This is a genomic window from Amycolatopsis sp. NPDC114505 (genome assembly GCF_055633615.1).
This window is the reverse complement of sequence record NZ_JBVKDV010000002.1, coordinates 2,103,405-2,128,088: the sequence shown is the minus strand read 5'-3', so window position 1 is coordinate 2,128,088 and position 24,684 is coordinate 2,103,405. Positions and strand designations below refer to the sequence as shown.

Sequence of the window (24,684 nt, the reverse complement as noted above, 5' to 3'; positions counted from 1 at the left end):
ACAGGACGCTCAGGTTCGCGCCGGAGCCGGCGACCCAGGCCGGCCGGCGCGGCCGGTCGCTCAGCCCCGCGACCCCGAAGACGTGGGCGCCCCGGGCGGTGACCGTGGTGCCGTCGCCGTAACGGATTTCGGGGTCCGGCGCGTGGTGGTCCTTGACGTGGTCGTCGGGCGCGTACCGGTGGCCGGAGGTGGTGTCGACGACGGCCCGGGACGGGAACTTCCCGGCGTCCCGGCGCGCGCTGAACGGCTCGGCGGATCCGCCCCGCGCGTGGCGGATCCGCCGAGCGACGGCGGTTATCCCGGTTCGCCGGCGCTGTCCGCCGGCTCCGGGTCGCGGGTGAGCAGCTCGACCTCCACGCAGGCCCGCCGGTTCTCGATGCGGAACTTCTCGGTCTCCACGCGCAGCTGGGCTTCCCGCATCGGGTCGCACGAAGAACAGTGCGCCAGCTCGGCTTCGTAGAGCGTGCCGTCGGTCGGCAACGTCACCTGTCGGGCGTCCGTGACCTCCTGGTCGGGCCGCGGCAGCGCGTCGCCGAGATCCTTCATGGTCCGCTCGACGTCGGCGGTCCGGTCCTCGACGGTCCGCCACGGCGTGTCGCCGATCCGCCACTCGATCGACTCCACCCGGGTCGACGCCTTGTACACCTCCATGACCCGCCGGACGTAGTAGGTCACCGCGTGGCACGGGTTCTGGTTCACCAGCGTTCGCCGCGTCGTGCTCTGCGTCTCCGCGTCCTCGAAGCTCGACACCACGACGGAACGTTCCGCCTCGGTCGACTGCGACGCGGTGATCGCGTTCTGGGTGAACTGCGAAGAGGCCGTCGCCGCCGACGCACCGCTGGCCACGGTCGTCTCCGTCGCGACGCCGAACTCGCCCCGCACCTCGGGAGCGCCGAAGAAGCCGGCGAGACCGCCGCCCGCGGACACCGACGTGTCGGCGTGCGTGCGGATGTCCACGAGGCTGTCGGTGTAGGCCGACGCCGACGAGAACCGGCTCGTCTGCGACAGGGCGCTCATGGTCTGCCGGAACGACGAGTGCACCGAAAGCCGCTCTTCGGCGGCACGCACGCGGCGGTAGCGGTCGAACTCGTACAGCTCCACCGTTTCGCCCGGCAACAGGGTGACGGTGTAGAGCAGCGGACCCTGCTGCCGGCCGGTCAGGCTCAGCATGTGCTGGTAGGTCACCCGCAGCTGCAGCACGCCCTGGTCGAAGCGCCCCAGCGTGAACACGCGCCCCTCGTAGAAGTACTGCGCCCGGTCGTACGGCAGCCACGGGACGGGCCGCGGGCCGCGGCACTCGCGCGGGGTCCGTTCCTCACACCCGCCGCCACAGCCGGAACAACCGTCCTTTTCGCCCTGATCGGCCGAAGCCGGCTCCGGGGATTCCTGTGCCTCCACAGACATCGCCACTCCTCCACTGGTCACTGATGTCCGAACTGGTCACCTCATCGGTACGGGGACCCGTAGTTCTGATACATCGCGAAGGGGTCGCTGCCGGGCCCGCCAGAACGGGGCGTGCGAGAACCGCGTTTCCGCGCGGTAGATCCGTTGGTATGTCTCGTAATAGGCTGCGGCAGTGTCCTCGACGAACCGCCGGTAGGCCTCGACGTCACCACCGAGCAGGACCGCCGCGGCCCGCTCCGCCGAGCGCAGGGCGAACGGCACCCCGCCACCCGAGAGCGGATCCACCGCCAGTGCCGCGTCGCCGACCGCGAGCCGGCCGGGTTCCGCGCACGGCCGCAGCAGGTGCCCGCCCACGGCGACCACCGACGGCACGCCGCCAGGAACCGCCCCGGCCAGCCGGCGCACGTACTTCGTCGCGGCCAGTGCCGCGGCCCAGCCCGCCTCGGACACGAGCCCGGCCCGGGCGGCAACAGACGGCTCGGTGAAACAGGCGATGACACGGCGCCGGCCGGGCACCGGGGACGCGTACCACCACCCGATTTCCGCGGACTCCACGAAGGTGTCCCCGAGATCGGCGTCCGGAGGCAGGGCGACGACCCGGGCGACGCAGACCAGCCGGTCCAACCGGTCACGCCGGGCTCCCCCGCGGCACGAAAGCCTTGCCGCGCGCCCGGTCGCGTCCACGATCGACGACGCGTACGCGGGCACGGCCGCCTCGACCCGGAACCCGCCGGGTACGCGCTCGACCCCGGTCGCCGGGTGGCGCAGGACGGTGACACCGGCCGCGACGGCGGCGTCGGCGAGCATCCGGTCGAAGCGGGCCCGGTCGACGTGCCAGCCGGGGCCGTACGGGTCCAACAGGGACGGCCGGACCGTGACTTCGCCGGTCCCCCAAGCACTGGCGGTCTGGTACGACGGCAGGGATCCGAGCGTGTCGCCGGCACCCAGCTCCCGCAGCATCGGCGCGACAGCCGCGGCCAGCGTCTCCCCCAGCCGCGTCCGCGCGTAGTCCGACGGCTCGTACATCGCGACGCTCATCCCGCCGCGCGCGAGCCGCAGTGCCGTGGCGGCGCCGGCCGGCCCGCCGCCGGCCACCACCACGTCGAACCGCATCACAGCACGCGGTCGGTTTCCACGAGGTCGTCTCCTTGCCGCGTGACGAAACCCAGTCCCGCCCACCGCCCGTGCACGAAGTCCTCGAGCTCCTCCGCGCCCCGCATCCACTCCACCGGACGCGAGCCGCGGGGGGCGTCGAAGGGCGTGACCTGGTCCGGGACCTCCGCCCACCAGCTGCGGCACAGGTGGAGGTCGCCCTGCCACGGCACCGACAGACCGGCTGTCACCGCTCCGGGCCCGACGCCGGGTCCCAACCGGAACGAAGGGTGCGGGCCCTGGCGGAGCTCGTCGACGAAGTTGCCGGGGTCCAGCAGGAACTTCCCTGCCTCGATGCCCGGGCCCAGCGCACCGCCGACGCAGTTCTCGAGCGCGGCCCGGTCCAGTCCCTCCGGGGTGATCGCCGCCGCGACCGGCGGGGAGTCCGCGCCCGCGGGCCAGTCGTCGTCGACGTCGCCGGCCGCCCACTTCCGGATCATGCCGCGCTGGGTGGGCGTCAGGAACAGCTCGTCGGATCGTCCGTCGTCGTCGTTCAGCTTCGGCATGTGCCCGGGCCCGGCCGTGGTGACCCGCCGCCGGACGTCGGCCTTCACCTTGGCGGAGGTCACCGGGTGTCGGAAGCGGTGCCGGCCCCGGGCGGCGGAGTTGACCGCGCCGATGTCGTTCGCGGCCTGCAAGATCGGGTAGATGTCGCGCACGTACGAAGGACGGGCGGTCTTCACGGCGTCGTCGGCGAGCGCGTGGACCAAAGCGTCCCACAGCCGCACCACGTTGCCGACGGCCGGCGCGAACGTCGGCGGGCCGACGATCACCCACGCCCGCTCGGCGTCGTACGCGGTTCCCCCGATCCGGACGGTGGCCGACACCGGCCCGTCCGCGACGTCGTCGTACCACTCGTCGACGTCACCGGACTCGTCGAGCGGGTGGTTCGACGGGGAGCCGGACTTCCCCCGGCCCCCCTTCACGAGCAGCCGGCCGTCCGCGTCGGTCGAGATGTCGCCCAGGTGCACCGCGACCGGCTGCCGACCGTCCACAGTGAACGTCCCGTCGAGCCCGGCCTCGGCGGCGGCCCGCCCCGAGACGCTGCGCGCGCCGCTGTCGATGACCAGGTCGTCCCGCGGCAGCCCGGCGTTGCGGTCCCCGCCCCGGTGGCCGATCCGCGGCGACGCGGCCTTGCGGTTGGCGAGCCGCACCGTCCACTCGATTTCGGCGTCCGCCGCGGTCAGCTCCGCGACGCGACCGTCGTCGTGGGAGGCGAACAACCGGAACCGGGCGGCCTGCCGCTTGATCCGGCCGTCAAGATCCCGGTACCGGCCGTCACCGGGAACCCCCGGTTCCCCGCTCTTTTCCGGGCCGAAGAAATAGCCACTCGCACTGTCTCCCACCCGGGCGATACCGATCGCCGGGTGGATCCGGACCGCGACAATCGCCATGGCGGCATCACCTCGAAGAGAATCGTTCACCGGCCGGCCCCGGAAAGCGCCGGACCCGGCCGTATTCGGAAATAGTTCCGGGCCACTCCCGCCGCTAGTCGTCCGGCTCCTCGCCTCGTTACACATTCTTTCGGACGGGCGGGCGAATTCATGCGATCGGAGCAGATGATCGCCGATCAGTGCCCCGCGCCGAAACAGCTGAATCCCACCGCCGCGACCAAGGAGCCGATCCCGTTGCCCCGCAACGACTCCTGGGCTTCGGCGAGGGCGACGGCCGGGGCCAGGCCGGCCACGAGCCGGGTGTGGAACGCGGTCATCAGCGGCATCGTCTCCGCGTCGGGCACCGGCACCACCGAAGCGATGAGCTGCGCCGTGCCGAGGGCCGCGAAAGTCGCGCTGAGCCCGAGGAGCTCGTCGCCGGTGCACACGACCGACCGCCCGCTGTCGCACGAGGCCAGCACCACGGTCCGCGCCGCGCGGTCCAGCCGCTCGAGGTCGTGCACGACCAGGGGCCCGTCGTGGAGCCGCAGGTCGGACAGCAGGGGCTGGTCGACCGCGAGCCGGCCGTGGGCGGCGAGGTGCAGCACGTCGGAGTTCTCGACCGCCTTCAGGACCGCCTCGACGGTCGCCGCCTCACCGACGAGCGGCGTCGTCCGGTGCAGTGCGGCCACGGCGTGCGCCTCTTCGTACGCGCCGGCCAGCCCCGGCCCCGCCGCGACGCTGACCGTGCCCAGCTCCGTGGCGCGGTGCCGGGCCGCCGACCGCCACAACGTCGCCGACGGCGACACCGTCACCGGGCGCCCCGAGCACGAGGGCAGCGCCGACCACGGCACGCTGTGCAGCGCGCCGGTCGGCACCAGGATCAGCCTGCGGTCCCCGAGTTCGGGCAGCGCCCGCAACAGGACGCGGTCGAGCTCGTCGCCCGCGTGGTCCAGCAGGCCGAGCGCGGCCGCCCGGGCCGGCGCGGGATCGGCGCGGCCGGCCAGCCGGCGCAGGGCGAACGTCACCCTGGCGACCAGCCCGGCGACCCGGTCGTTCGCGCCCAGGAACCGCAGCCGCAGCCGGCCGCCGACCAGGGTCAGCGCGTGCAACGAGCCGTTGAGCTGCACGAACTCCACCAGCGCGGCGTCGCCGAGGTCGAGCTCCGACGGCTTGACGGGACGGACCCGGTGGCGGTCCGCGACGCCGGGTGTGAGCCGGGCGCGCTCGCGGATCCGCCGTTCGAGCGCGGCCTGGCGGGCACTCGTCCTCGGCGTCGTCCCGCCCGGGGCGCCGACCTCGCGCAGGGTGGCCCGCAGCTCCGCGAGCAGCGCGACGAGCTCCGGGTCCTCGGGCGGCCGCAGCGGCCGGGTGGCCAGCCGGTTCGCCCGGCCGCGTTCCGCCCATTCGAAGACCTGGCCCGGCCGGCCGGACCGCAGTGCGACGCGCAGGCCCAGCTCGCTCAGCTCCGTCCGGTGCGCGGCCGACCGCGCCCGCAGGTCGGTCGCGCCGAGCGAGGCGGCGTGCTCGTCGAGGATGCCCAGGCCGGCCCGGACCGCGCGGGTGGCGGCGGGGCCGTCACCGTGGTGCCACGCGAGGACCGCCCGGGCGTACCAGGCGCGGGCGCGGAGGGCCGCCGGTCCGCCGCGGGTGGCCGCACCCGCCGCGCGCAGGTGGGCGTCCCCGCGGACGGGGTCGCGGCGGCCGGCCGGGAGCCGGGCGGCGACGAGGTGGGCTTCCAGCGCCGCGGCCGGCCAGCCGGCGGACGTCAGGACCTCGACCATGGTCACGACCCGGTGCGCGGGCACCCGCGGCCGGCCGGCGGAGGCCAGCTGGACCTTGAGCACGACCAGCCGCGCCAGCTCGGCCCACTCGCGCCGGTCCTGCCGGGTGAACTCCCGGTAGGCCCGCCGGGCCTGCTCGAGCGCCGTCGGCCAGTCCTCGCCCAGGTACGCGGCCTGCGCCAGCAGGAGCCGCGCTCCCGGCACCAGCAGCAGGCGGCGCTCGCGTTCGAACGCGAGCACCGCCCGGCGGGCCGCGTCCGCCGCTTCGACCCGGGCGCCGACCGACAGCAGCAGCTCCGCCTGGTCGGAGTACACGGGCCCCAGCTGCCCGCCGAGCTCGCCGATGATGCGCTCCGCGCGGCCGAGGTGGGCCAGCGCCGCGGGCACGTCCCCGCGCAGGGTTTCCAGGAAGCCGAGGTTCTCGGCGATGATGCCGACCGCCAAGCCGCGGCCCAGCTTCCTGGCCAGGCCGTCGGCCTCGCGGAGGTGCTCCTCGGCGGCCGCGAACGCGTGCCGCTCGGTGTCGAAGATGCCGCGGTTCACCAGCGCGCGCTGCAGGTTGAGATCGTCCCCGGCGCGGCGCAGCGACGGGATCGCGACGTCGTACTCGGCCTGCGCCGCGGCGAGGCGGCCGATCTGGTGCAGCAGGTCCGCGCGCTGCGCCCGGGCCCGCGCACGGCCGCCGCCCTCGAGCTGGCCGACCGCGGTGTCGATCTCGCTCAGCGCCGCCTCGGCCCGGCCCCGCTGCACCAGCGCGGCCGCCAGCGGGATCCGGGTCTCGCCCGCCAGGTCCGCGGCCCCGGCCCGGTCGGCCAGGACGATCGACCGCCGCAGGTGCCGGATCGCGCTCCCGACGTCCCCGCACTGCAGGACCGCCCGGCCCCAGGCCCGTTCGGCGATCGAGGCCGCGGCGTCGTCGTGCTCGGCGGTGGCCCGGCGGACCGCGCGTTCGGCGAACGGGGTCGCACGGCCCGCGTCGGCGTCGGCGTGGCGCAGCGCCGCCAGCGCCTGGTCCCGCACGGCCATCGGTTCCATGCCTGAAAGCATGCCCCTCCTTGGCGGTACCCGGAACTGTTTTTCCGATGCTGGAATCAAACGGGCCGCGGGCTGCTCCGTCGGATATGAGCATCCCACGCTGCGGAGAGGGCGGATCATGGCGGAACAGAGTGAACTGATCGTCGACATCAAAAGCCTGGCGACGGTGAGAAACCGACTGAAAGCACTCGGAGTCCGGAAGAATGGCTCGAAACCCGAGGTCGACGATCGGCTCCAGCTCGCGCTGATCAAGGATCTCGAGAACCTGCCGGGTTACGCGGAGGAAGCCCGGCGCGAATACCGGAACGAGATCGAAGTGCTCGAGCGCCGGAACGAGCGTGATTTCACCGACCTGGACGTTCTCCTCTACGACCTCCGGACCTGGTTCGCGGCCACCACCGGCAGCGTCCCGATGCTGGGCAAGAACCGGGACACGTTCATCGGGTACCCGCAGCACAAGAGCTACGGCGACCCGCGGCCGCTGGCGGCACCGCCGCGGCTCGCCGCGGCCGAGAAGGTGCAGGGCGACATCCGCGTCGGCGTCGTCGACACCCCGTTGTACATGCACCCGTTCTTCACGAAGGAGCTCGTCGAAACCGACGTCGAATCCACGCCGGCCGCCGACGGGACCTACGGCGCCTGGCAAGGCCATTCGACCTTCGTGACCGGCGTCGTCCACCAGTTCGCCCCGGACGCGCACATCATCGTCAAGGCCGGGCTCGACGGCGGCACCGGGCGGAACACGGTGTGGGAAACCGCGAAGAAGATCGCCGACTTCCAGGACGAGCGGATCGACGTGCTGAACCTCTCGTTCGGGACGACGACCGCGGACGCGCAGGCGCCGCTCGCCCTGCGGCGCGCGATCGACGCGGTCAAGCGCGGCAACGAAAAGCTCGTGATCGTCGCGGCGGCCGGCAACCGGGGGTACCTGCGGAACCCGCCGCTGGCGATCTGGCCGGCCGCGATGACGGAGGTGGTGGCGGTCGGCGCCACGGACGCTTCGTTCAGCATGGACCGCGACTGGGTCGACGTCACGGCGGACGGCGTCGACGTGCCCGGGCTCTACCTCGAAGGCACTGTCCGGATGTCCCGCGGCCCCGTCGACTTCGCCGGTTACGCGAGCATCAGCGGGACGTCGTTCGCGGCGGCCCGGGTCAGCGGGCTGATCGCGAAGGCACTGGCGAGCGACCCCGATCCCGCCAAGGCGTTGCAGAGCGCCGTCGACGGGAAGCTCGCGACGGTCTACCGGCCGGCCTGAAGGACATCGCGATGCGGGACGATCCCGAGGTGGTCGCGCTCGTGAAGCGGGCGCGGGACGGCGACCAGCGCGCGTGGGACGCGCTGGTCGACCGGTACGCGCCGCTGGTGTGGTCGGTGTGCCGGCGGCACCGGCTGTCCCGGGCGGACGCCGAGGAGGCCGGCGCCAACGTCTGGCTCCGCCTCGTCGAAGGCTTGGGAAACCTCCGCGATCCGGCGGCGCTGCCCGGCTGGCTGGCCACGGTCACCGCCCGGGAGTGCCTGCGCGTCCTGCGCGGCCACGGACAGCAGATCCTCGTCGGCGAGTACGACCGGATTCCCGACGAAAAGACGCCGGAGGCCGACGCGGAACTGCTGAGGCAGGAACGGAACATCGCACTCCGGCAGGCGTTCGCCGGACTGCCCGAACGGTGCCGGCGGTTGCTCGCCCTGCTGTTCGCCGATCCGCCGTCGTCCTACACGGAAGTGTCGGAACGGCTCGACATCCGGATCGGCGGAATCGGTCCCACCCGGAAGCGGTGTCTCGACGCGCTCCGCCACAGCGCGCCCATGGCCCCGTTCGCAGAATCCCCGGAAGCGTGAACGGCATGACGGAGCACGGGCAGAGCGACGAGGACCTGCTGGCCGAGCTGGGCGCGGCACTGCGGGAGGCCGAGGACGTCCCGGGCTGGTTCCTCGACACGGCGAGAGCGGCGTTCGAGTGGCACACGCTCGACGCGGAACTGGCGATGCTGACCCACGACTCCGCGACCACCCCCGAACCCGCGGGCTCCCGCGCGGAGCCGCTGTCCCTGCGCTCGATGACCTTCGCCGGCCGGGAGACGACGATCGGGATCGAAGTCGACCCCGACGCGCTGCACGGCCAGATCGCACCCCCACGGGCCGGCGAGATGGAGATCCGCCCCCGCGAGGGCCGGCCCACGACGGTGCCGGTCGACGACGACGGCTGGTTCGTGGTCTCCCCGAAACCGGCCGGCACGTTCCGGTTCTTCTTCCGGAGCGCCGGCGGGCAGGTCGTCGTCACCGGGTGGACCACCCTCTAGGTCACCGGGCCGCAGATCTCCGTACCCCGGCTCCGTACTTGCCCCGACGTGCGCGGCCCCGGAACGGGTGATCGTGGCCCGCATGACGAAACAGCTTCAGGTGACCGAGCGGCGCAGGCTCACCGCCGTCCGCGCGGCTCGGTTGTTCGATGGTGCGGGGTCGGCGTTGGTCGCCGAGCCGCTGGTGGTGCTCGATGGCGCCACGATCCTCGGTGTCGAGTCCGGCGGGACCGCACCCGACGGGGCCGACGTCGTCGACCTCGGTGGGGCGACGCTGCTGCCCGGGCTGGTCGACACGCACGTCCACCTCGCGTTCGACGCGAGTGTCGACCCGGTCGCCCGGCTCGCCGCTCGTGATGACGCGCAGGCGCTGGCCGCGATGGCCGAAGCCGGGCGGGCGTCGCTGCGGGCCGGGGTCACCACCGTGCGGGACCTCGGGGACCGCGGCTATCTCTCCCTGGCCCTCAAGGGCCGCGTGGACCAGCCGACGCTCGTCGCCGCCGGGCCGCCGATCACCAGTCCCGGCGGGCACTGCCACTTCCTCGGCGGGGTCGCGGACGCGAGCGAGGCCGGGGTGCGGGCGGCGGTGCGCGAGCACGTCGAGCGCGGCACCGACGTCGTCAAGATCATGGCCAGCGGCGGCACGATGACGCCGGGCACGCGCCAGGAGCGCGCGCAGTTCGACCGGGACGTCCTGCGTGCCGCCGTCGACGAGGCGCACCGACACGGGCTGCCCGTCACCGCGCACGCGCACGGCACCTCGGCCATCGCCGACGCCCTCGCCGCCGGCGTGGACGGCATGGAGCACGTGAGCTTCTGGTCCGCCACCGGCGTCGACCACCCCGAGGAGCTCCTGCGCGCGGTCGTGGACCGGGGTGTGGCCGTCGGCGCGACGGTCGGCATGGTGCCGGTCGAAGGTCTCGCTCCGCCCGAGGAGCTCGCCCGGCGCATGCCCGGGGTCGTCGCGAACTACCGGCGGCTCGTCGAGCTCGGCGCGCGGATGGTCGCCGGCACGGACGCCGGGATCGCGCCGGTGAAGCCGCACGGCGTGCTGCCGTGGGCGCCGCTGATGCTGCGCCAGGTCGGCCTGTCGCCGGCCGACACGCTGCGGGCGATCACCTCCGTCGCGGCGGGCGTCTGCGGGCTCGCGCACCGCAAGGGCCGCGTCGCGCCCGGGTTCGACGCCGACCTGCTGGCCGTCGACGGCGATCCGCTGGCCGACCCGCGGGCGCTGCTCCGGGTCCGCGCCGTGTGCGCGCGAGGGACGTGGATCGCATGAAGAAATTCCTGAGGTTCCTGGTCGCCGGCCTGGCGCGGGCCGCGTGGTTCCCCGCCCCGATCTGGCCGGCCGGACCGAAGTTCCGCTGGCCCGGCGAACCACGCTGAAGCGGCCTGGGAGCCGTATCGTTGCCGCTCATGGAGCGGGGCTTCGTCGGCCGGACCGGCGAGCTGGACCTGCTGCGCGCCCGCCTCGAGGAGGCGCGGGCCGGGCGCGGCCGGCTCGTGCTGGTCGTCGGCGAGCCGGGCATCGGCAAGACCAGCCTGGCCCGCGAGCTGACCCGGGACGCCGAGCGGGCGGGCGTCCCGGTCGGCTGGGGACGCGCGAGCGACGACGAGGGCAGCCCGCCCTACTGGGTCTTCCGGCAGCTGGCCCGCTCGCTGGACCGGCCGTTCCCCACCGGGGACACCGGTGGCCCGGCGGAGGCGCGGTTCACCGCGTTCGAGGCCTTCGCCGACAGCCTCCGCGAAGCGGCCGCACCGCACGGCCTGCTCGCGGTGCTCGACGACGTGCAGTGGGCCGACGCGGCGTCGCTCGCCCTGCTCGTCCACCTGGCCCGCGACCTCGACCGGGCGCCCGTGCTGCTCGTGGTGACCTACCGCGACACCGAGGCGACCGGCCGGGCGGCCCTCACCGCGGCCCTGGCGGCGCTGGCCCGCGAGCCGGTCCTGACCCGGATCCGGCTGGCCGGGCTGACCGAGGCCGAGGTCGTCGAGCAGCTCGGCGGCGTCTCCCCCGAGATCGCGACGCTGGTCAGCCGCCGGTCCGGCGGCAACCCGTTCTTCGTGACCGAGCTGGCCCGGCTGGCCGGCACCGCCGGGGACGCCCTGCCGGACGGCGTCGTGGACACCGTCCGGGCGCGGCTGGCCCGGCTGGGCGAGCCGTGCCGGAAGCTCGTCGCGACCGCGGCCGTGCTCGGCCGCGACGTCGACCCGGCCGCCCTCGCCGACGTCACCGGCCGGCCCGCGGCCGACGTCCTCACCGACCTCGACGAGGCCGCGGAAGCCGGCATCGTGACCCCGCACGGCTTCAAGCACGACCTGATCCGGGAGTCCGCGGCGGCCGGGCTGCCGACGGCGGCGCGGCTCACCGCGCACGCCCGGATGGCGGCGTGGCTCGAGCGGCGGGACCCGTCGCGGACGTCGGAGATCGCGCACCACTGGCTGGAGTCGCTGCCGGTCGGCGACGCGGGAAGCGCCGCGCTGTGGGCCGAGCGGGCCGGCGACCAGGCGCTGGCCCAGCTCGCGTGGGAACGGGCGGCCGAGCTCTACCGGCGCGCGCTCGACGCGGCGCCCGCCTCCCCCGCCGACCGCGCGCGGCTGCGCCTCCGGGAAGGGATCGCCCTCCTGCGCGGCGGCGAGATCGAGCGCGGTTCCCGTGTCCTCGAGACCGCCGCCGACGCAGCCAGGGAAGCCGATGACCCGGCCGTGCTGGGCGAGACGGCGTTGGCCATGGAAGGCCTGTCGGACCCGTGGGGCAGCTTCAACGGCGCCAAGATCGCGCGGGAAGCACTCGCCGGGCTCCCGGCCGGCGACGATCCGCTGCGCGCCCGGCTGCTCGCCCTGCAGGCGGGCGAAGCCGGGTTCCTCGGGGGTGCCGAGGCCGAAACTGCGTCCGCCGAGGCGCTGGCGATCGCCGAACGGCTCGGCGACCCGGACGTGCTCCGCTCGGCCTTGCGCGCCCGGCAGATGGTGCGGTCCGGGCCCGAGGGCGTGCACGAACGGCTCGCCCTCGCCCACCGCATGATCGCCCTCGGCGAAGCGGGCGACGACGCCGATGGCGTGCTGTGGGGCCGGTTGTGGCGGTTCGACGCGCTGCTCATGCTCGGCCGGTTCGGAGAGGCGGAGCAAGAGCTGGGCGCGCTGCGGCTGCTCGCCGAACGTCTCCGGCGGCCCCTCGCGCGGTGGCACCACCTGCGCAGCTCCGCCACGCTCGCCATCGCGCGCGGGCAGTTCGACGACGCCGTCGAGGCGCTCCGGCAGAGCTTCGCGCTCGTCGCCGACCGGGCGCACATGTCGCTGCAGGGCGTGCCGATCACCGTGCTGGCCGCCATCGCCGGGCTCACCGGCCGGACCAGCCTGGTGACGCCCGAGATGGAACGGATCTTCGCCGAGAACGCCCCGCCGTTCGTCGGCCTGATGCACGCCGCGTGGCTGCTGCACGCCGGCGAGCGGGACCGGGCGGGCGAGCTCTACCGCCGGGCCTGCGTGCCCGAGCGGACGCCGGTGCCCGCGACGCTGCCCGTGGCCGCCGTCGCCGTCGAGCTGGGCGCGGAGTTCGGGCCGCCGGACGCGGTCGAGCGGGCGGCAGCACTCCTGCGTCCGCACGCCGGGCTGTTCGTAACCGGCGGCGCGGGCTCGGTCCTCGTCGCCGGCTCGGTCCGGCACTTCCTCGGGCTCGCGGCCGCGTCCGCCGGCCGGCTCGAAGAAGCTGTCCGCGAGTTCAAGCTCGCCGCCGCGGCCGACGACGAGGCCGGCACGCCGCCTTACGCCGCGCTGGCCCGCTTCGGGCTGGCCAAGGCGCTGGCGCGGCGCGCGCGGCCGGGAGACGTCGACGAGGCCCTCGCGCTCACCGCGTCCGTGTCGGCCACGGCCGATCGGCTCGGGATGGCTCCCCTCCGCCAGGAGGCCGGTGCGCTGGCGGCCGCGCTGCGCGGGGACACGCCGGGCCCGCTGACCCGCCGTGAACGCGAGGTCGCCACGCACGTGGCCGACGGGCTGACGAACAAGCAGATCGCCGCCCTGCTGCACATCTCCGAGCGGACGGCGGAAAGCCACGTGCAGCACATCCTCACCAAGCTCGGCTTCACCAACCGCGCCCAGGTCGCGACCTGGGTGACGGCCGGCGGGTCACCGCGGCACGAGTGACAGCACGGCGTCGACGACGTCGGGTCCTTCGAGCAGCACCGGGTCGTTGTGGTCGGCGCCCGGGACCTCGACCAGCCGCGCCGACGCCGCCGCGGCCACCTCCCGGCTCTGGGCCGGCGGGACGAGCGAGTCCCGGCCGCCCAGGACCACGACCGCCGGGACGCGCAGGCGGGCGACCTCGTCGCGGACCGGGAACCGGTCGCGCAGCAGCAACCGCACCGGCAGGAACGGGTAGACGTCGGCGCCGACCGACGCGAGATCCGTGAACGGCGACCGCAGGAGCAGCCCGGCGGGCGGGTGCTCGAGGGCGAGTTCGGCGACCACCGCGCAGCCGAGGCTTTCGCCGAAGAAGAGCAGCCGCTCCGGCGGTACGCGCTGCTCCTCGACGAGGAAGCGGTGGGCCGCGCGGACGTCGAGGGCCAGGCCGATTTCGTCGGGAGACCCGGGATTGCCGCCGTAACCCCGGTAGTCGAACAGCAGCACCGCGAGACCCGCCTGCGCGAGCTTCGCGGCCAGTGGCGCCCGGCCTGCGCGGTTGCCGCCGTTGCCACCCGCCACCAGGACGGTCGCCTTGGCCGCCTGAGCGGGCCGGACGAACCACGCGCCCAGCTCCAGCCCGTCGGCGGTGCGGAGCCGGACCTCCTCGGCGCCGGGCAGCACGACACCGGCGGCGGGCACGGGCGAGGTGTCCGGCTGGTAGATCAGGCGCCGCTGGAAGATCCAGACCAGCGCCAGGACCAGGACGACGACCAGCACCAGCCCGAGCAGCACCCGCACGACCACGGTCCTAGTCAAGCGCACCCACCCCGGGAAACAACGACGCGGTTCGGACGTTGTACCGGGCGATGAGCATTCTCCGATTCTGCGTCCTCGGCGACTCCTTGGCGGCCGGCGTCGGCAGCGCACGTGCCGAGGACACGCTCGGGCAGCGCCTCGCCCGGCGGCTGCGCGCGGCGGGCCACACCGTGGACCTGCACGGCTTCGGGGTGCCGAGAGCCCGCTCCGATGATCTGGAACGCCAGGTCGGCGTCGCGCTCCGCACCGGCGTCGACCTGGCGCTGATCGTGATCGGCGCGAACGACCTCGCCCGGTTCGTCCCCCCGGCGGTCGCGGCCGGCCAGGTGCACGACGCCGTGGCCCGGCTGGTCCGCGCCGGCGCGCGGGTCATCGTGGTCCCGGCACCCGACCTGGGGATCGTCTCGTGGGTCCCGGAGGCCTACCGGCAGCTGGTCTCGGCGGCGAGCGGCCAGTACGCGCAGGCCCAGGCCGACGCGGTCATCCGCGCGGGCGGCTCGGTCGCGGCTCCCGGTCCCGAGCTCGGCGCCCGGTTCACCGCGGATCCCACACTGTTCTCGGCGGACCGGTTCCACCCGTCGTCGGCCGGGTACGGGGTGATCGCGGACGCGCTGGCGCCCCACGTGCTGGCCGTGGCGGCCGATCTCGCCGCGTAACCGGGCGCCGTAACGATCTTTGACCGAGCGTGTCCGGACACCCAGCGGCGAAAGGCTCCTGGCCCGCGTCACACCCGTGGACGACCGGGCGGTCGAAACCTCGGCGTGGAAGCGTTGCGGCAGAAGCAGGCGAGCGGCGATCATCGGTCCTCCTCACGGACGGGACGACACTGACCCCGTCGCGTACCTCTCCCAGACCAAGAACGCGACCTCGAGCCGTTCCGGGTGGTGCCCGCCGAGCTGTGGAGCGTGGAGAACAACATCAACCTGGCCAACATGGACTGGGCGGACTTCACCCACTCGACCGGCGCGGACGGCGTCTTCCGCGGGTTCTGACCGTCAGTACACCGAGCCCAGCAGCTCGGCCACCTCGGCCTCCGACGGCAGCCGCGGCGCGTTCTTCGTGACCGCGTCGGCGACCGCGTCCGCCGCCAATGCCGGGATATCGTCGCGGGTCACGCCGAGGTCGCGCAGCGGGCGCTTGATCTCGATCGCGCCCGAGATCTCCCGGACCGCCTCGATCGCCGCACCCGGCGACAGGCTCAGCGCGCGGGCCGTCGTCTCGTACGCCGTGGCCGCGGCCGGCGCGCTGAACGCCATCACCTCCTCCAGCACCGCGGCGAGCGCGACGCCGTGCGGAGTGCCCGTGTGCGCGGTCAGCGCGTGCCCGATCCCGTGGACCAGCCCGAGCCCGGACAACGTCAGCGCGTGCCCGGCCAGGTGCGCGCCGAGCATCAGCCCGGACCGCGCCTCCAGATCGGCGCCGTCGCGGTAGGCCGCCGGGAGCCAGCGCCCGACCAGGCTCACCGCCTGCGTCGCGTAGGCCGCGGAGAACGGCGTCGACCCGCGCGAAGCCAAGGACTCGATGCCGTGCACCAAGGCGTCCAGACCGGTGGCGGCGGTGACGCGAGCGGGCAGGCCCAGCGTCAGTTCCGGGTCCAGGACGGCGATCCGCGGCTTCACCGACGAGTGTCCGATGTAGACCTTCCGGCGGGCGCACCGGTCCTCGGTGACGCCGAAGCCGTTGGCCTCGGCGCCGGTGCCGGCCGTGGTGGGCACCGCGACCAGGGGCAGGCCGTCGCTCGCGTCCCACAGCCGGTCCGCGTCCGCGGCGGCCGCGCCCGGGTTGCCGGCGAGCAAGGAGATGCCCTTCGCCGCGTCCAGTGCCGATCCGCCGCCGAGCGCGAGCACCGCCGCGACGCCGAACGCGCGCAACGCGGCGGCCCCGCGGTCGAGCTCCGCCGTCGACGGGTTCGGGCCGACGTCCTCGTGGACGGCGTGCTCGATCCCGGCCGCGGCCAGGATCTTCTCGACGCGCCCGACGATCCCGGTGGCCCGCAGGCCGCGGTCGGTGACCACGAAAACCCGGGTGTGGCCCAGGGATTCGACGAAGCCGGGCAGCTCGGTCACGACGCCGGGGCCGTATTCGGTGCGGCCGGTCGGTTCCACGGACAGGCGCATGCGGTCTCCTTCAGACGGCCGGGACGGCGGGGAAGGGCAGGCGGAAGTCCCGGCCCGCCCACGTTTCGTACAACCGGACGGGACTCATCTCGCCGGCGAGGTCGCCGTGCACCGCCTTCGCGCGGCGGAAGATCTGCTCGACCAGCGCGGAGAGCTCGGCCGGCACCCCGGCGTCGCGGGCGAGGTCGACCGCGAGCCCGAGGTCCTTGCACGCCAGCACCATCGCGAACGAGTCGTCGTAGTCGCCGTCCACCAGGACCGACAGCACGTCGTGCTCGAGGAAGTGCGACGCGGCCGGGCTCGCCAGCAGAGCCGAGCGCAGCACGCCGAGGTCGACCCCGGCCTTGACGCCCATCGCGAGGACCTCGGACGTGGCGACGACGTGGCAGAACCACAGCAGGTTGATCATCAGCTTGACGGTGTAGCCGTGCCCGGCCGCGCCGACGTGGAGGATCTTCTCGGGATCGCCGAGCACTTCCAGCAGCGGCAGCGCTTCGCGGAAGTCGCCGCCGTCGCCGCCGGCGAAGATCTGCAGCGTGCCGGCTTCGGCACCGCGCGCCATGCCGCTGACCGGCGCGTCGAGCCGCCGGACGCCGCGGGCGTCGAGGACCTCTTCGGCGACGCGACGGGCCGCGGCGGGGGTCGAGGTGGACATGTCGATCCAGAGCGCGCCCGGCGGCAGGGCCGCGGCCGCGCCACCGCGCAGCAGGACGTCCTCGACGACGCGCGGGGTGGGGAGCATCGTGACGAGCACGTCCACGCCGCCGGCGCAGGTGGCCGGGTCGTCGACCCAGCGGGCGCCCAGGCCGAGGTGCTCCAGCGCCGCTTCGGAGCGGACGTCGTGGACCGTGACGTCGTGGCCGGCCAGGATCAGGTGGCGGGCCATGGGGCGGCCCATGTTGCCCAGGCCGATGAAACCGATCTTCATCCTAAGTCTCCGGGAGGTCGAGCCAGGTGGTCTTCAGTGCGGTGTAGGCGTCAATGGCGTGCAGCGACTTGTCGCGACCCGCGCCGGTCGCCTTGAAGCCGCCGAACGGGGTGATCACGTCGCTCGCGTCGAAGGTGTTGATCCACACCGTGCCGGCGCGCAGCCGCCGCGCGACGCGGTGGGCGGTCGTGACGTCGCGGGTCCAGACCGACGCGACCAGGCCGTAGTCGGTGCCGTTGGCCAGGCGGAGGCCTTCGGCGGGCGAGCCGTCGTAGGTGAGCACCGCCAGCACCGGGCCGAAGACCTCCTCGCGCTCGATGGCCGTGCCGGGCCGCACACCGTCCACAATGGTCGGTTCCATGGTCAGGCCGTCGTGCCCGCCGCCGTGCACGACCTTCCCGCCTTCGGCCCGGGCCGTGTCGAGGTAGCCGAGGACCCGGTCGAGCTGGACATCGTCCACGAGCGGGCCGAGGACCGTCGCCGGGTCGAGCGGGTCGCCGGGCCGGAAGGTCTCCTCGGTGATCTTGACGATCTCACCGAGCAGTTCGTCCTTCAGCCCGGCCGGCACGATCAGCCGCGAGCCCGCGTTGCACGTCTGGCCGGCGTTGTAGAAGATGCCCCACGCGACCGCCGACGCCGCGGCGGAGAGGTCGGCGTCGGGCAGGACCAGCTGCGGCGACTTGCCGCCGGCCTCCACCGCGACCTGCTTGCCGTTGGACTCCCCCGCGTAGACCTGGAACAGCCGCGCGACCTCGGGCGAGCCGGTGAAGGCGATCTTGTCGACGTCCGGGTGCCGCCCGAGGGCCTGGCCGACGACCTCGCCGCGGCCCGGGACGACGTTGAGCACGCCGTCCGGCAGACCGGCTTCGGTCGCCAGCCGCGCCAGCAGCAGCGTCGCCAGCGACGTCTGCTCGGCCGGCTTGAGCACCACGGAGTTGCCGGTGGCCAGGGCCGGGCCGAGCTTCCAGGACGCGATGAGCAGGGCGTAGTTCCACGGCACGACCGCGCCGATCACCCCGAGCGGTTCGCGCGTGATCCACGCGAGCGCGGTGCCGGGAGCGGGCGCGACCTCGTCGTAGGTCTTGTCGATCGTCTCGGCGTACCAGGCGATCGTCTCGGCGGTCTTGGCGACGTCGACGCGCTGCGACTCGCTGATCGGCTTGCCCATTTCCAGGGTGTCGAGCAGGGCCAGCTCCGGCGTGTGCGCCGCGATGAGGTCGGCCCAGCGCAGCAGGATCCGCTTGCGGTCGCGGGGCGGCAGGTCGCGCCAGCGTCCGTCCTCGAAGGACTCGCGGGCGGCGCGCACCGCGCGGTCGACGTCGGCCGCGCTGCCCGCGGGGATGCGGGCGATCTCGCGGCCGTCACGCGGGGATACGCTCGGGAACGTTTCGTCCGAAGTGGACTCGACGAACCTGCCGCCGATGAACGGCCGGGTCTCGGGCGTCAGCCGTCCGGCCGCCGCGAGCCAGTCCTGGTGGGTCAGATCCGCCACCGGTCCACCGCCTCCTCGTCCAGTTCGATGCCCAGGCCGGGTCGCCGCGGGACCTCCAGCTCGCCGGCCGGGGTGATCATCACGGGCTCGGCCAGCATGAAGTCGCGGCGTTCGGGCGTCCAGCCGGGCGGGTCCCAGGGGAACTCGAAGTACGGCCCGCCGCCGACGCCGGCCGCGACGTGCAGGTTCGCCAGCACGCCGATGCCGTTGGTCCAGCTGTGCGGGGTGAACGCGCGGTGCTTGAGCTGCGCGAGCTCGGCCAGCGTGCGCGCGCGGTGCAGGCCGACCGCGAGCACGACGTCGGTCTGGTAGACGTCGAGGACGTCTTCTTCGAGGTACCGCAGCAGCTCCGGCATCGAGTGGTGCATCTCCCCCGCCGCGATCCGCACGCCCGGGTTCTCGGCCCGGAGCGTCCGGAAGCCGTCGAGATCGGCGTAGGGCAGGGGTTCCTCGACCCAGAAGACGTCCAGCTCGGCCAGCCGGCGCACCAGCTTCCGGGTCTTGGCCAGGTCGGACGCGGCGCTCGTGTCGCCCGCCATCCGCCAGGACTGGTTGAGGTCCACCATGATCTCGAAGTTCGGGCCGAGCGCGTCGCGGACCGCGGCCACGGTGGCGACGCCGTCGTTCACGTGGTCGCGGTCGATGCGGATCTTCATCGCGCGGAACCCGGCCTCACGGGCGCGCAGGGCCGTCTCGACGCGCTCTTCGAGTGCCTTCAGCTCGGCCGAAGACGCGTACGCGGGCAGCGAGCGGGCGGCGTTGCCGAACAGCGTCGCCACCGGCAGGCCCGCGACCTGGCCGATGATGTCCCAGAGGGCGGCCTCGAGGGGCCAGAAGCGGCCGCCGTGGAAGTTGGCCGTCTCGATGGCCTTGACGTGCCGGACGATGTCGAGCGGGTCCTCGCCGAGGAACAGGTGCTCGACGGCCTCGAAGCCGGCCATGGTGTCGCCGGAGCCGATGCCGGTGACGCCGTCGTCGGTGTGGACGCGCACGATCGTGGCGTCGAAGTGGCGTCGCGGATCGGGGTCCCACGCGGCGTGCAGCGGCGGGTCCAGCTCGAGCCGCAGCCGGTCGAGGGTGATGGCGGTGATCTTCATCGGGTCACCATTTCGGGTGAGGGTGTGTAGAAGGGGTTGGCGGCGCCTCGGCGCGCGGCTTCGAGCACGTCGGCGATCGACGGGGTGCCCCGCACGGCGGCGCGGATCGCCCGGGCGGCGGCCTCGCGCTGGTTGACGAAGGCCTCGTCGAGGTCGGCCACCCCGGGGTCGACCCAGATGGCGGCGATGAGCAGGAGATCGCCGGTCTCCTCGGCGGGCAGGTCACCGGCCTCGATCGCGTCGACGACGCCCTGGGCGAGCCCGGCTTGCGCGGCACCCCAGGTGGCCCGCCGGTGCAGGTCGGTGCCGGCGGCGGCCTTGGGGACGAACAGCGTCGGCGGCCGCACGGGGACGGAGGGGCGCAGCACGGTCACGAACGGCACGTGGCCGGCGCTCGGCGTGGCGAGGGCGGTGGCCCAGGCGGCTTCCACCGGCCCGCCCCGGCGGCCCAGGACGACGTTCGTGTGGGCGGCGTTGGCGCCCTCGCCGACGAAGGCTTCGCCGATGAGCGCGGTGGACGCGAAGGTCATGGGGTGCTCCCGGTCGGTGGGGTGCGGCGGGATCGACGGTAGGAGCGCCCGGAAACCGCGGGCAAGGGACGGCGGGAGATCGCAACGCGGGTTGCGCTGGCGCCAACCGCGGCCGTCCCGGACCGCCGCTGTTAACTTTCCGGCATGGCACTCGCGGACGACACCCGGCACCAGGGGCACGGCCTCCGCCGCGACCTCGACCTGCTGGAAGCGCTCGCCTCCCCCGAGGCGCAGCGCGCCGGCGAGCTGGGCGTCGTGCGGCTCTCGCAGCTCACCGGGCGGGAGAAGAGCCAGGTCTCGCGGGCGCTCAAGGCACTCGCCGAAGAGGGCATCGTCGAACGCGATCCCGACACGCTCGGCTACCGGCTCGGCTGGCGGTTGTTCTCCCTCGTCGCCCGGACCGTCGAGGACCGCCTCATCCGGGCCGCCGAGCCGGTGATGCGGGACCTGTCCGCCGAGCTCGAAGAGACCAACCACCTCTGCGTCCTGCGCGACCAGGAGGTGCTGACGCTGCTGTCGGTGTCCGGGCACTCCTTCCGCGTGCACGGCTGGGAGGGCCGCGGCGTCCCGGCCCAGTGCACGTCGGCGGGGCGCGTCCTGCTGTTCGACGCCTCCCCGGACGATCTCTACATCCGTTTCCCCGCACCGGACACGCACCACCCACTGTCCGAAGTGCACACCCTGCCCGAGCTGTGGGCGAAGATCCAGCAAGCCCGCCGGGACGGCTATGCCCGCGTCCGCGAGGAGTTCGAGGAGGATCTCGTCGGGGTGTCGGCTCCGATCCGGGACTTCCGCGGCCGGGTCGTCGCGGCGTTGAACGTCTCCGCGCCCGCCGGACGCCTCGCCGACCGCCTCGACGACGCGGGCCGCGTCACCGCGGAGGCCGCCGCGCGGGTTTCTTCCCACCTCGGCTGGGAAGCGCGCCCGAAACCACCGCCGACGGCGCGGCTCACCTGACGACCATCCACAGTGGAGGGTCACCGGGTGGTGTGGGCACCCCCGTTGACGTGCGGCGTCCGGCCGGTGACGGCCACGCTGGCCCCCGCCGCGCGGAACCGCCCGGCGATCGCCTTGCCGAGCCCGGACCCGGTGCAGGTGACCAGCACGATGCGGCTCACGAAGAGGCCGCCGCAGCTCGCGGTCAAGCTCACCGACACCGGCCACACGCTGATCGACGCGAACGTCCCCCGGCTGCTCGACCACGAAGCGGGCCTGATCGACGGGCTGACGCGGGCCGAGCGCACGACACTCACCGGCCTGCTGGCCAAGCTGGAGGCGACCCCGCGCGCCCGCACTCCCCCTTCGGAAGGGGACGGCTGATACCTCGGCGGGAGGTTCCGGCGCTCCCGCCGAGCCAGACTCGGGCCCATGATCGCTCCGCTCACCGGCTCCCCCGCCGTCCGGGACGGCCGCCGCCCGCCGCGGTGGGCCGTCGTCGCCGCCCACGCCGTGCCGATGGTCACGCTGCCGTCCGGGATCTGGCGGCTCTTCCTCGCCGCCGGCGCCGACCTCGGGCTGCGGCCGTACCACCCGATCGGGTTCGGCGAAGCCGCCTACGTCGTCGGTCTGAGCGTGGTGTCCGAAGCATTGGCGCTGCTGACACTCGGCCTCGTCCGGCCGTGGGGCGAACGCGTCCCCCGGTGGATCCCGCTGCTCGGCGGCCGCCGGGTCGCACCGTTCGCGGCGATCGTCCCGGCGGCCGCCGGCGCGGTGGCGCTGGCGGTGATCTGGGCGTACGCCTTCCGCGACTTCCCCGGCCTCGGGGCCGTGACGTTCGCCGGCGCGGGCTGGCACGCCCTGCTCGTCGCCTGCTACCTGCCGCTGCTGCTCTGGGCGCCGCTGCTGGCCGCCGTCACGTGGGCGTATTGGCGACGGCGTCGCGGCGCCGGACAGGTGTAGCCGCCGGGCGGACCGGGTATCACTCCGCGCACGTCCTCGGAGGGAGCTGTCATGGGTATTCTCGTCGGGCTGCTGGTGATCTGGGCCGTCCTCGCCGTCCTCGGCATCGTCATCAAGGGGCTCTTCTGGCTGATCATCGTCGGCGCGGTCCTGTTCGTCGCGACCGCGGTGATCGGTTTCGTCAAGCGGGAGGCCCTCAGCCGCGGTAAGTGAGATCACGGTTGAACGCCGGAAATGGCGCTTCAATCGGCGGACGACCCGGAAGCGTGCTATTCGATCTCTATGACCGAATCACCGAATTACCCGAACTATCCCGAGTCGTCCGCCACCGGCCAGCCGGCCGCCGCGCCCGCTCGGCCCAGCACGGTCGAAGGCGCTTTCTGGGCGTTCATCGCCTCGACCGTCATCGGGCTCGTCGGCGGCTTGCTGATCTTCGGAAACCACGACGCGATCGCCGACGCGCTGCGCAATTCGAACAGAACAAGCGGCACCGGCCTGACCGAGTCGCAGATCGACCAGGCCGTGAACTTCGCGATGATCACGGCGGTCGTGATCGCGGTGATCATCGCCGCGCTGTACCTGCTGTTCGCGTTCAAACTGCGCGCGGGCCGCAACTGGGCGCGCATCGTGCTCACGGTGCTCACCGCCCTGCAGCTGATTTCCCTGCTGGTCGGCCAGAGCACGATCGTCGCCTACGTCGGCGTGCTCGCCGCGGCCACCGGCGTGGTGCTGTCGTTCATGACGCCGTCGAACGCGTACTTCGCGGCGGGCAAAGCGGTCCGCTAGAACGGAAACCGGGCCCGCCGCACCGCGGGCGGGCCCGGTCCCGCGGCCGGCGGTCACCGGCCCGTGCTGCCGTCGATCAGCTCGCGCAGGATGTCGGCGTGCCCGGCGTGGCGGCCGGTCTCCTCGATCATGTGGACCAGGGCCCAGCGCATCGACGGCGGCGAACCGGCCGGGCGGGCCACCGGCTCGGTCAGGTCGGTGCACGCGTCGATGACCGCGTTGGCCTCCGCGACGGCGGCGCGGTAGCCGGCCAGGAGTGAAGCGGCCGTCTCCTCGGGACGCGGCCGGAACGTGCCGGGCCAGTCGGCCGTGCGCTCGCCGAGGAACGTGGAGCGCTCCACGTGGGTCAAGTGCCGCACCAGGCCCAGCAGCGACGTGCCCGACGGCACGCCGGGTGTCCGGACCCGCGGTTCCGGCACGCCCTCGGCCTTGGCGGCCACCGCGGCGCGCAGCTGGTCGAGGAACCCGCGCAGCACCTCCTTCTCGCCGGGGCCGGTCCGCGGCGGCGGCGTGTCCCGGCGGGTCATCGGGCGCGCCGGATCAGCAGCAGGTGGTCGACGACGTCGGCGACCTGCCCGCCGGGTCCGGTGGCGCGGCGGGACAGGGCTTCGGCGCGCTCGACGGTCCATTCGCCGTCGTCGAGGTCCAGCGATCGGGCCACCTCGCCCGCGGACGGGAACCGCGCGTCCCGGCTCCACGACCACGGCGCGACCGACCCGTGGTCGACGACCAGCAGCCGTCCTCCCGGGGTCAGCGCCCGCGCGGCCCGCCGCAGGACGTCGGCGCGTGGCAGGGCGAAAGGCGTGTGCAGGTAGTGCGCCGAGACGAGGTCGAAGCGGCCCGCGGGGAACGTCACGGCCAGGTCGTGCCGCTCGGCGGTGACCCGGTCGCCGAGCCCGAGGTCGCGGGCCCGGGCGGCCAGGCGGGCGATCGCGACGCCGGAGATGTCGGCCGCGATCACGCGCCAGCCGTGGCGGGCGAGCCACAGCGTGTCGCCGCCGGCGCCGCTCCCCAGGTCGAGCGCCGTGCCGGGCGCCAGGTCGGCGACGACTTCGGTGAGCCTGACGTTCGCGGCGGGATCGGCTCGCGGGGTCGCGTGGTGGGCGTCCCAGAACTCGGTGGTGGTCATGGGCCCACCGTGCCGTGGCCGTGCCGAGGTGGCACGGTTTCTTGCGGTTTCGGCAAGATGGCCGGGTGACCGACGACTTCGAAGACTTCCTGCACGCCGTCGGCCCGCGGCTGCGGGCCCTGCGCCGCGCCCGCGGGCTGACGCTGGCCGAGGTCGCCGGCACCACCGGGGTGTCGGAAAGCACGCTGTCCCGCCTGGAAAGCGGGCAGCGGCGGGCCAGCCTGGAGCTGCTGCTGCCGCTGGCCCGCGCCTACCGCGTCCCGCTCGACGACCTCGTCGGCGCACCGCGCACCGGCGACCCGCGCGTCCACCTCACCCCGCTGCACCGCCACGGCATGACGTTCGTGCCGCTGTCACGGCGGCCGGGCGGCATGCAGGCGTACAAGATGATCATCCCGAGCGGCGAGCCGCTCGAACCGGACCACCAGACCCACGACGGTCACGAGTGGCTCTACGTGCTGCACGGCCGGCTGCGGCTGGTCCTCGGCGAGCACGATCTGGTGCTGCCCACCGGCGAGGCCGCGGAGTTCGACACGACGCTGCCCCACTGGCTCGGCAGTGCCGACGGGAAGGCCGTCGAGCTGCTCATCCTCTTCGGACAGCACGGCGAACGGGCGCACCTGCGTGCCCGCGCCGCCCGTGACTGAGCGGGTGTCCGGCCGGTGTCAGCCCGGTGTCAGGTCACCCCGCGAAGGTGGTCTCAACACCGGAAGCCAC

General features: G+C 74.1%; 24 protein-coding genes and 1 pseudogene. 13 read left to right on the top strand and 12 right to left on the bottom strand.

The annotated features are described in order from the left end of the window. Positions 1 to 294: 294 nt before the first annotated feature. From ACZ7OU_RS27920 to ACZ7OU_RS27905, 4 genes are all read right to left on the bottom strand, one after another. Positions 295 to 1,404 carry a hypothetical protein gene (locus tag ACZ7OU_RS27920; RefSeq protein ID WP_470257388.1) on the bottom strand — a complete coding sequence of 370 codons (1,110 nt, stop codon included), beginning with the start codon at positions 1,402 to 1,404 and terminating at the stop codon, positions 295 to 297. Between the two features lie 36 nt (positions 1,405 to 1,440). After that, positions 1,441 to 2,517, bottom strand: coding sequence for an NAD(P)/FAD-dependent oxidoreductase (locus ACZ7OU_RS27915; protein ID WP_470257387.1), 1,077 nt, complete (start codon positions 2,515 to 2,517; stop codon positions 1,441 to 1,443). Then, positions 2,517 to 3,950, bottom strand: a complete 1,434-nt coding sequence (locus tag ACZ7OU_RS27910; RefSeq protein WP_470257386.1) for a LodA/GoxA family CTQ-dependent oxidase — start codon at positions 3,948 to 3,950, stop codon at positions 2,517 to 2,519. Before ACZ7OU_RS27910 ends, ACZ7OU_RS27915 begins: the two co-directional genes overlap by 1 nt. A gap of 176 nt (positions 3,951 to 4,126) precedes the next feature. Beyond that, positions 4,127 to 6,748 (bottom strand): CHAT domain-containing protein, encoded by a 2,622-nt coding sequence (locus ACZ7OU_RS27905; RefSeq protein WP_470257385.1) that lies wholly within the window; start codon positions 6,746 to 6,748, stop codon positions 4,127 to 4,129. A 166-nt stretch (positions 6,749 to 6,914) separates the two neighbouring features. Here ACZ7OU_RS27905 and ACZ7OU_RS27900 point away from each other — a divergent pair, with 166 nt between their 5' ends. From ACZ7OU_RS27900 to ACZ7OU_RS27880, 5 genes are all read left to right on the top strand, one after another. Then, on the top strand, positions 6,915 to 8,006 hold the full coding sequence (locus ACZ7OU_RS27900) for a S8 family peptidase (protein WP_470257384.1): 1,092 nt from the start codon (positions 6,915 to 6,917) through the stop codon (positions 8,004 to 8,006). Positions 8,007 to 8,017: 11 nt separating this feature from the next. After that, positions 8,018 to 8,587, top strand: a complete 570-nt coding sequence (locus ACZ7OU_RS27895; RefSeq protein WP_470237119.1) for an RNA polymerase sigma factor — start codon at positions 8,018 to 8,020, stop codon at positions 8,585 to 8,587. Between the two features lie 5 nt (positions 8,588 to 8,592). Further along, positions 8,593 to 9,048: a hypothetical protein gene (locus tag ACZ7OU_RS27890; protein ID WP_470257383.1), complete on the top strand. Its 456-nt coding sequence runs from the start codon at positions 8,593 to 8,595 to the stop codon at positions 9,046 to 9,048. Positions 9,049 to 9,130: 82 nt separating this feature from the next. After that, entirely contained in the window at positions 9,131 to 10,327 is a 1,197-nt protein-coding gene (locus tag ACZ7OU_RS27885; RefSeq protein WP_470257382.1) for a metal-dependent hydrolase family protein, read from the top strand. Positions 10,328 to 10,464: 137 nt separating this feature from the next. Continuing rightward, positions 10,465 to 13,194, top strand: a complete 2,730-nt coding sequence (locus tag ACZ7OU_RS27880) for a helix-turn-helix transcriptional regulator (protein WP_470257381.1) — start codon at positions 10,465 to 10,467, stop codon at positions 13,192 to 13,194. Here ACZ7OU_RS27880 and ACZ7OU_RS27875 read toward each other — a convergent pair. Then, entirely contained in the window at positions 13,177 to 13,989 is an 813-nt protein-coding gene (locus ACZ7OU_RS27875; protein WP_470257380.1) for an alpha/beta hydrolase, read from the bottom strand. The two genes, ACZ7OU_RS27880 and ACZ7OU_RS27875, sit on opposite strands and share 18 nt — an antisense overlap. 50 nt (positions 13,990 to 14,039) lie before the next feature. On the opposite strand from ACZ7OU_RS27875, the gene ACZ7OU_RS27870 reads away from it, so the two are divergent. Both ACZ7OU_RS27870 and ACZ7OU_RS27865 read left to right on the top strand, forming a co-directional pair. Beyond that, positions 14,040 to 14,645, top strand: coding sequence for an SGNH/GDSL hydrolase family protein (locus tag ACZ7OU_RS27870; RefSeq protein ID WP_470237124.1), 606 nt, complete (start codon positions 14,040 to 14,042; stop codon positions 14,643 to 14,645). A gap of 219 nt (positions 14,646 to 14,864) precedes the next feature. Next, a pseudogene (locus tag ACZ7OU_RS27865) lies at positions 14,865 to 14,981 on the top strand (DUF6924 domain-containing protein); the annotation flags it as partial. 3 nt (positions 14,982 to 14,984) lie between these two features. Here ACZ7OU_RS27865 and ACZ7OU_RS27860 read toward each other — a convergent pair. The 5 genes from ACZ7OU_RS27860 to fae are packed head-to-tail and all read right to left on the bottom strand — an operon-like array spanning position 14,985 to position 20,153. Next, on the bottom strand, positions 14,985 to 16,106 hold the full coding sequence (locus ACZ7OU_RS27860; RefSeq protein WP_470257379.1) for an iron-containing alcohol dehydrogenase family protein: 1,122 nt from the start codon (positions 16,104 to 16,106) through the stop codon (positions 14,985 to 14,987). Positions 16,107 to 16,116: 10 nt separating this feature from the next. Continuing rightward, positions 16,117 to 17,034, bottom strand: coding sequence for an NAD(P)-dependent oxidoreductase (locus ACZ7OU_RS27855; protein WP_470257378.1), 918 nt, complete (start codon positions 17,032 to 17,034; stop codon positions 16,117 to 16,119). A gap of 1 nt (position 17,035) precedes the next feature. Further along, positions 17,036 to 18,526, bottom strand: coding sequence for an aldehyde dehydrogenase family protein (locus ACZ7OU_RS27850; protein ID WP_470257377.1), 1,491 nt, complete (start codon positions 18,524 to 18,526; stop codon positions 17,036 to 17,038). Further along, positions 18,514 to 19,623: a mandelate racemase/muconate lactonizing enzyme family protein gene (locus ACZ7OU_RS27845; protein WP_470257376.1), complete on the bottom strand. Its 1,110-nt coding sequence runs from the start codon at positions 19,621 to 19,623 to the stop codon at positions 18,514 to 18,516. The genes ACZ7OU_RS27850 and ACZ7OU_RS27845 overlap by 13 nt, the downstream gene beginning before the upstream one ends. Then, the gene (gene fae, locus ACZ7OU_RS27840) at positions 19,620 to 20,153 is read right to left on the bottom strand and encodes a formaldehyde-activating enzyme (RefSeq protein ID WP_470257375.1); all 534 of its coding nucleotides are present in this window, start codon (positions 20,151 to 20,153) and stop codon (positions 19,620 to 19,622) included. Before fae ends, ACZ7OU_RS27845 begins: the two co-directional genes overlap by 4 nt. A gap of 144 nt (positions 20,154 to 20,297) precedes the next feature. On the opposite strand from fae, the gene ACZ7OU_RS27835 reads away from it, so the two are divergent. The 5 genes from ACZ7OU_RS27835 (at position 20,298) to ACZ7OU_RS27815 (ending at position 22,838) form a co-directional block, all read left to right on the top strand. Next, on the top strand, positions 20,298 to 21,110 hold the full coding sequence (locus ACZ7OU_RS27835; RefSeq protein WP_470257374.1) for an IclR family transcriptional regulator: 813 nt from the start codon (positions 20,298 to 20,300) through the stop codon (positions 21,108 to 21,110). A gap of 27 nt (positions 21,111 to 21,137) precedes the next feature. After that, positions 21,138 to 21,473, top strand: coding sequence for a hypothetical protein (locus tag ACZ7OU_RS27830; RefSeq protein ID WP_470257373.1), 336 nt, complete (start codon positions 21,138 to 21,140; stop codon positions 21,471 to 21,473). Positions 21,474 to 21,521: 48 nt separating this feature from the next. Further along, positions 21,522 to 22,052, top strand: a complete 531-nt coding sequence (locus ACZ7OU_RS27825) for a hypothetical protein (protein WP_470257372.1) — start codon at positions 21,522 to 21,524, stop codon at positions 22,050 to 22,052. 51 nt (positions 22,053 to 22,103) lie between these two features. Continuing rightward, entirely contained in the window at positions 22,104 to 22,265 is a 162-nt protein-coding gene (locus ACZ7OU_RS27820) for a hypothetical protein (RefSeq protein WP_470257371.1), read from the top strand. 69 nt (positions 22,266 to 22,334) lie between these two features. After that, positions 22,335 to 22,838, top strand: a complete 504-nt coding sequence (locus ACZ7OU_RS27815; RefSeq protein ID WP_470237136.1) for a hypothetical protein — start codon at positions 22,335 to 22,337, stop codon at positions 22,836 to 22,838. A gap of 53 nt (positions 22,839 to 22,891) precedes the next feature. Here the strand turns inward: ACZ7OU_RS27815 and ACZ7OU_RS27810 are convergent, their stop codons facing one another. Both ACZ7OU_RS27810 and ACZ7OU_RS27805 read right to left on the bottom strand, forming a co-directional pair. After that, positions 22,892 to 23,365, bottom strand: a complete 474-nt coding sequence (locus ACZ7OU_RS27810; protein ID WP_470257370.1) for a DinB family protein — start codon at positions 23,363 to 23,365, stop codon at positions 22,892 to 22,894. After that, the gene (locus ACZ7OU_RS27805) at positions 23,362 to 23,967 is read right to left on the bottom strand and encodes a class I SAM-dependent methyltransferase (RefSeq protein ID WP_470257369.1); all 606 of its coding nucleotides are present in this window, start codon (positions 23,965 to 23,967) and stop codon (positions 23,362 to 23,364) included. The genes ACZ7OU_RS27810 and ACZ7OU_RS27805 overlap by 4 nt, the downstream gene beginning before the upstream one ends. Before the next feature lie 65 nt (positions 23,968 to 24,032). Between ACZ7OU_RS27805 and ACZ7OU_RS27800 the strand changes: the two genes are divergently transcribed. Next, complete coding sequence (locus tag ACZ7OU_RS27800; RefSeq protein WP_470257368.1) at positions 24,033 to 24,614, top strand: helix-turn-helix domain-containing protein; 582 nt, start codon at positions 24,033 to 24,035, stop codon at positions 24,612 to 24,614. Positions 24,615 to 24,684 lie beyond the last annotated feature (70 nt).

Bases quoted from the DNA above. Each gene is read 5' to 3' on its own strand.
- ACZ7OU_RS27835 (WP_470257374.1), top strand. From the start codon at position 20,298: ATGGCACTCGCGGACGACACCCGGCACCAGGGGCACGGCCTCCGCCGC.
- ACZ7OU_RS27860 (WP_470257379.1), bottom strand. From the start codon at position 16,106: ATGCGCCTGTCCGTGGAACCGACCGGCCGCACCGAATACGGCCCCGGC.
- ACZ7OU_RS27845 (WP_470257376.1), bottom strand. From the start codon at position 19,623: ATGAAGATCACCGCCATCACCCTCGACCGGCTGCGGCTCGAGCTGGAC.
- ACZ7OU_RS27855 (WP_470257378.1), bottom strand. From the start codon at position 17,034: ATGAAGATCGGTTTCATCGGCCTGGGCAACATGGGCCGCCCCATGGCC.
- ACZ7OU_RS27820 (WP_470257371.1), top strand. From the start codon at position 22,104: ATGGGTATTCTCGTCGGGCTGCTGGTGATCTGGGCCGTCCTCGCCGTC.
- ACZ7OU_RS27885 (WP_470257382.1), top strand. From the start codon at position 9,131: ATGACGAAACAGCTTCAGGTGACCGAGCGGCGCAGGCTCACCGCCGTC.
- ACZ7OU_RS27920 (WP_470257388.1), bottom strand. From the start codon at position 1,404: ATGTCTGTGGAGGCACAGGAATCCCCGGAGCCGGCTTCGGCCGATCAG.
- ACZ7OU_RS27825 (WP_470257372.1), top strand. From the start codon at position 21,522: ATGATCGCTCCGCTCACCGGCTCCCCCGCCGTCCGGGACGGCCGCCGC.
- ACZ7OU_RS27910 (WP_470257386.1), bottom strand. From the start codon at position 3,950: ATGGCGATTGTCGCGGTCCGGATCCACCCGGCGATCGGTATCGCCCGG.
- ACZ7OU_RS27880 (WP_470257381.1), top strand. From the start codon at position 10,465: ATGGAGCGGGGCTTCGTCGGCCGGACCGGCGAGCTGGACCTGCTGCGC.
- ACZ7OU_RS27815 (WP_470237136.1), top strand. From the start codon at position 22,335: ATGACCGAATCACCGAATTACCCGAACTATCCCGAGTCGTCCGCCACC.
- ACZ7OU_RS27905 (WP_470257385.1), bottom strand. From the start codon at position 6,748: ATGGAACCGATGGCCGTGCGGGACCAGGCGCTGGCGGCGCTGCGCCAC.
- ACZ7OU_RS27805 (WP_470257369.1), bottom strand. From the start codon at position 23,967: ATGACCACCACCGAGTTCTGGGACGCCCACCACGCGACCCCGCGAGCC.
- ACZ7OU_RS27890 (WP_470257383.1), top strand. From the start codon at position 8,593: ATGACGGAGCACGGGCAGAGCGACGAGGACCTGCTGGCCGAGCTGGGC.
- ACZ7OU_RS27895 (WP_470237119.1), top strand. From the start codon at position 8,018: ATGCGGGACGATCCCGAGGTGGTCGCGCTCGTGAAGCGGGCGCGGGAC.
- fae (WP_470257375.1), bottom strand. From the start codon at position 20,153: ATGACCTTCGCGTCCACCGCGCTCATCGGCGAAGCCTTCGTCGGCGAG.
- ACZ7OU_RS27915 (WP_470257387.1), bottom strand. From the start codon at position 2,517: ATGCGGTTCGACGTGGTGGTGGCCGGCGGCGGGCCGGCCGGCGCCGCC.
- ACZ7OU_RS27870 (WP_470237124.1), top strand. From the start codon at position 14,040: ATGAGCATTCTCCGATTCTGCGTCCTCGGCGACTCCTTGGCGGCCGGC.
- ACZ7OU_RS27810 (WP_470257370.1), bottom strand. From the start codon at position 23,365: ATGACCCGCCGGGACACGCCGCCGCCGCGGACCGGCCCCGGCGAGAAG.